The 5,164-nt window shown below is 48.7% G+C and carries 2 protein-coding genes; both read left to right on the top strand.

From position 1 onward, the window contains the following. Positions 1 to 36: 36 nt before the first annotated feature. Positions 37 to 2,877, top strand: a complete 2,841-nt coding sequence (secA, locus tag ABGY95_RS00585; protein ID WP_347439737.1) for a preprotein translocase subunit SecA — start codon at positions 37 to 39, stop codon at positions 2,875 to 2,877. 112 nt (positions 2,878 to 2,989) lie between these two features. Then, on the top strand, positions 2,990 to 3,751 hold the full coding sequence (locus tag ABGY95_RS00580) for a succinate dehydrogenase/fumarate reductase iron-sulfur subunit (RefSeq protein ID WP_347439736.1): 762 nt from the start codon (positions 2,990 to 2,992) through the stop codon (positions 3,749 to 3,751). The last annotated feature ends 1,413 nt before the right edge of the window (positions 3,752 to 5,164 follow it).

The following is a 5,164-nucleotide window of genomic DNA, read 5'->3' as shown; positions in this document are numbered from 1 at the left end:
GCTCGCCTTGGTCCGCGTCGTGGCGACTAGCCATCACTGCCGAAAGTAGTAGCATCACCAGCTTCCATCGACGCCGCTAAAGCGGCTTTTGAAGAAATCGAAGGCGAATTCCCATCCAAGCGCGATCTCTATCTGAAGCAGATCCTGCCTGAAGCGTATGCTGTTGTAAAAAATGCAGCTCGACGCATGTGTGGCCGCAGCATTCCACTCGGGGGTAGTGAGATCAAGTGGAACATGGTGCACTTCGACGTCCAGCTAGTCGGTGGTATTGCTCTCCACAACGGCATGATTGCCGAGATGCAAACAGGTGAAGGTAAGACACTCGTTGGCACTCTTCCAGTTTTCCTCAATGCCCTAACCGGTCTTGGTGTGCACGTCGTGACTGTCAACGACTACCTAGCTCAGCGAGACTCCGAATGGATGGGAGCTCTCTACAGCTACCTCGGTCTCAGCGTCGGTTGTATTCAGAATCAGCAGCCACCACAACTCCGCGCGGCACAATACCAGTGTGACATAACCTATGGAACAAACTCTGAGTTCGGCTTCGACTACCTCCGAGACAATGGCATGTCTTCCTCCAAAGAAGAGCAGGTACAGAATGGTCACTACTTCGCCATTATCGACGAAGTAGACTCGATCTTGATCGATGAAGCGCGTACGCCACTTATTATTTCCGGCCCATCTACAGTTTCCAACACTGAGCAATACGGCCTCTACAAAGGTAACATCCAGTCACTCGTTAAGCAGCAAAACGCGCTTTGTAACGAACTCGCCGAGGAAGTAAAAAAGGCACTCGCTGAAGGTGACGAAGATGCAGCTGGTCGCGCGCTTTTTAAAATCAAACTTGGTCAACCACGCAGCAAGCAACTCGCTCGCTACATGCAGGACCCAGATGCTCGCCGCTTAATCGAGAAGACTGAGCTGGCGATGTACCAAGACGCGCAGAAAAAGGATCTCTACGCAGTCAAAGAAGAACTTTACTACACGATCGATGAGAAAGGCCACGACGCCGACCTCATGGACAAAGGGCGCAGCTTCCTCGACCCTAACGACTCTGATTCATTTGTCCTTCCGGACCTCGCTGAGGCATACGCTGACATCGATGCGAACTCTGAGCTCTCAGTTGAGCAAAAAGCTGAAGAGAAAGAGGCTCTCCAGACGCGCCTCGACAGCCAAGGGCAGAAGATGCACTCTATCTCACAGTTACTTAAAGCGTATTGTATCTACGAGAAAGACGTGGAGTACGTGATCGAAGAGAACAAGGTCTGCATCGTTGACGAGCAGACTGGCCGCAAGATGGCTGGACGACGTTGGTCAGATGGTCTCCACCAGGCGATCGAAGCGAAAGAGGGAGTCACCGTTGAACGCGAAACTCAGACCTATGCTACTATCACGATTCAGAACTACTTCCGTCTCTACGAGAAGCTCGCAGGAATGACTGGAACCGCTGAGACAGAAGCTGCTGAATTCCACGACATCTACCGTCTCGACGTACTTCCGATTCCGACTAACCGTCCAAACACGCGTATTGACGACAACGACCAGGTCTTCAAGACCCGCCGTGAGAAATACAATGCAGTGGTTAAAAGAATTGCTGAAGCACAGGAGCGCGGTCAGCCCGTGCTCGTTGGTACTGCATCAGTCGATGCCTCTGAAACACTTTCCCGCCTACTGCAGCGCGCGAAGATTCAGCACAAAGTTCTGAACGCTAAGTTCCACGAACAAGAAGCTGACATCATTGCCAATGCTGGACAAAAAGGCGCAGTCACAGTCTCCACTAATATGGCTGGACGTGGTACCGACATAAAACTTGCTGATGGCGTGGAAGAACTCGGTGGCCTATTCGTCATCGGTTGTGAGCGCTATCCATCACGCCGAGTTGATCGCCAGCTTCGTGGTCGCTGTGCCCGTCAGGGAGACTCAGGTCTCAGCCAATTCTACATTTCATTCGAAGACGACCTAATGCGTAACTTTGCAGCAGCTGACCGCATGACTACCATGATGGAACGCTTTGGTATGGAAGAAGGGGAAGCACTGGAGCACAAATGGCTCAACCGCTCCATCGAAACAGCGCAAAAGCGTGTTGAACAACGCGACTACCAGTGGCGTAAGCGCGTTCTCGACTTTGACGACGTGATGAACATGCAGCGTGAAGTGGTATACGGTTACCGTAACGAAGTTCTCTCTTCAGAAGATCCGCGCGAGCTTCTCAACGAAGTGATCGAAGACATGGTTCCGGCTACAGTTCACGAATACATGGACCAACGCGATGCTGGCGCACCGGATTACGCTGAACTCCTCGGGTGGATCAACACGACATTCCCCCTTGCTCTCAGCATGGAAGAAAGTGGTATTCAAGACCGCTCAGCTGATGACAACGCCGCGTGGCTGATCGATGAGATCAAGAAGGCCTACGAGCTCAGAGTAACAGACCAGCCAGCGGAATACCTCGATCACCTCGAGCGCCAAATAATCCTCACAGCAATCGACAGACTTTGGCAGGAACATCTCTACAACATGGATGCCCTGCGGGAAGGTGTGCATCTCCGCGCTCAAGGCCAGAAAGACCCGCTTGTTGAGTATAAAAACGAGGCATATGCATTGTTTGAGACCTTGATGGACTCAATCAAAGGTGACGCCCTAAGCAATCTATTCCGCTCCACTACGAGCCTCGACCAATTCGAGCAACTCCTGCAGAGCATGCCACAGGATCTTGACGGTCCTGAGCAAGCACAGGTCTCCAATGCAAACATGGCCCAAGTAATTACATCCCAAGATGTAGCTCTTAAGCCAGTTAAGAGTAGCAAGCCAGTCAAAATCGAATTTCCTAAGCGCAAGCCGATCCAAATCAAGAGTACAAAGAAGAGCACAAAGTAGAGCAAATATTAGTTCTTCTCATCACTAGCCTGAATGAGATAGCTAAAATACTCTCTTTTATGGCTTTTCAAAGTCACCAAAATCACCAGAATCACAAATAACACACACAGTCATGGCCAACCTCAATCTAACACTCAAAGTCTGGCGTCAAAAGAACCCAAACGACCGCGGTAATATCGAAACTTACGAAGCGAAAGATATTCCACAGGAAGCATCCTTCCTCGAAATGCTCGACATAGTGAACGAGCGCATAATCGCAGACGGTGGAGAACCAATCGTATTTGACCATGATTGCCGTGAAGGTATTTGTGGTATGTGCTCACTCACGATCAATGGTGTACCGCACTCAAAAGAAATTGGTATTACTACCTGTCAGCTTCACATGCGTAAATACAAGGACGGCGAGACTATCTGGATTGAGCCATTCCGCGCAAGAGCCTTCCCAGTAGTCAAAGACCTTATCACTGACCGTGCAGCCTTTGACCGCATCGTTTCTGCAGGGGGTTACATCGATGTACGTACTGGCTCAGCACCAGATGCGAACTCCATGCCCATCGACAAAGCTCTAGCTGACGAGGCATTCGACGCAGCAGCTTGCATCGGCTGTGGTGCATGTGTTGCAGCGTGCAAGAACGCTTCAGCAATGCTCTTCGTTTCTGCGAAGGCTGCACACCTCAATAAGCTTCCACAAGGACAGCCAGAGAAGACCAAGCGCACACTCGCTATGGTTCGCCAGATGGATGTCGAGGGGTTCGGAAACTGCACCAACCAATACGAATGCGAAGCTGTTTGCCCCAAGGAAATAAGCGTAGACAACATCGCGAAACTCAACCGCGACTACCTATTAGCATCCGCAAAAGACGGTATAGCATAGGTCACCTGCAATAAAAAATCCGCCCAGTCCGCAACTTGCAGACTGGGCGTTTTTTGTTGTTTGAATCAAACATTTACTTTGAGTAGAGACTTGTGGTGCCCCACACACAAATCAATGCGTGATCTCTAAACCTCTTCTCGATTTATTCAGAAAACCTGAGCTTATCGATTGCAATATTGTGTAGGCTCCCGGCGTCACCAGTCCTGACATTTTCAAGCAAACAGCTTGAGTCCGCGTCTCCCATAGAGATGTGATTCACAGATGGGCTGCGGTAAACTTCTGGCTATGATCAGATATCCAGAGCTGAGTATCTTCAGACATCACTATTAAGAGGAAGATACATTAACGGTATTTCAAGTTAAACCTCGCTATGTAAATGGCCCAGTTCTGGGAGTTTAGCTCAAATTGGATGGGGTTCTGGCGCCCCACATCTGTGACTTTAAGTTACAGCAAGCTAGATTCAGGACCATACGTGCACGTTCTAATCAGTATTCGCCCATTTGCCATCCTCCCATACAACCGACACAATAAGCGTTCCATCCTCTGTGGCAATACAGCCAGACTTAGTTTGTGCTATCCTAGCTACACATGCTTGGCTAATCGGCGTGTTCGTAATACCAGCAGAGCCTCCAGTGAAAGTCATGTCAGCAGAAAGGATTGGCTCATCCTAGAATTGCGGAAATAAGTATGAATTGCATAGTAAGCACTGCGATTCACCTCCTCTTTTATGAAACATCGCTTAAGATGTACTAAATCACTCCGTTGTTGTTTATATGATGTCAAAATGAATTTCACCCCAAATAGCTCCTAACCAATAAGTCAGTGAATATTCCTAGCTTCGAATAGACTCATGGTTACTTCTATGGCTCCCGCGCACCTTACCGCCCCGAGTAATCCAGTGCAATCCGTGCCTTACCTTTGCCCTGAAGGATTGCAAAAAAAGGTGAGCATACACCTTTTTCTCATGGCCATGAACAGAGTACTGAAAACTCACCATTCACTAGCTCGATAAACTCATACTCCGAGAGACTTTCCAAAAAATGCCAGTTTAACCTCGAAGTATGATGCGATGGGAATGAACTCATGCACCTACTCCACTAACTCAATAAGAGTAATTTGCGATAGAGGTATTATAAAATAGGAATCAAAACTTATACTTTTTGCTGCTCGTTGTTAGCAAATTTGAAGATTGATCTCAGTCAAGCGGCTGAATAGTCTGAGCTATCCTCGCCTACGACAGGTACATTCCAACGCTATTATGCAACACCGAATATCCAGTATTGTGATCTTATTCTTTTGCGTACTCACCTGTACCGCAACTGCCCAACGACTCACTTCTCCAACTGCACCTACAGATCCATTTAAGAAGCAAACTTATCCATGGAAACAGAATATCACAGCGACAGTGTTCTG

The sequence above is a fragment of the Rubritalea sp. genome, assembly GCF_039830215.1.
In the GTDB taxonomy this organism is placed as follows: domain Bacteria; phylum Verrucomicrobiota; class Verrucomicrobiia; order Verrucomicrobiales; family Akkermansiaceae; genus Rubritalea.
The sequence above is the reverse complement of the archived record's forward strand: the minus strand, read 5'-3'. Positions and strand labels throughout refer to the sequence as shown.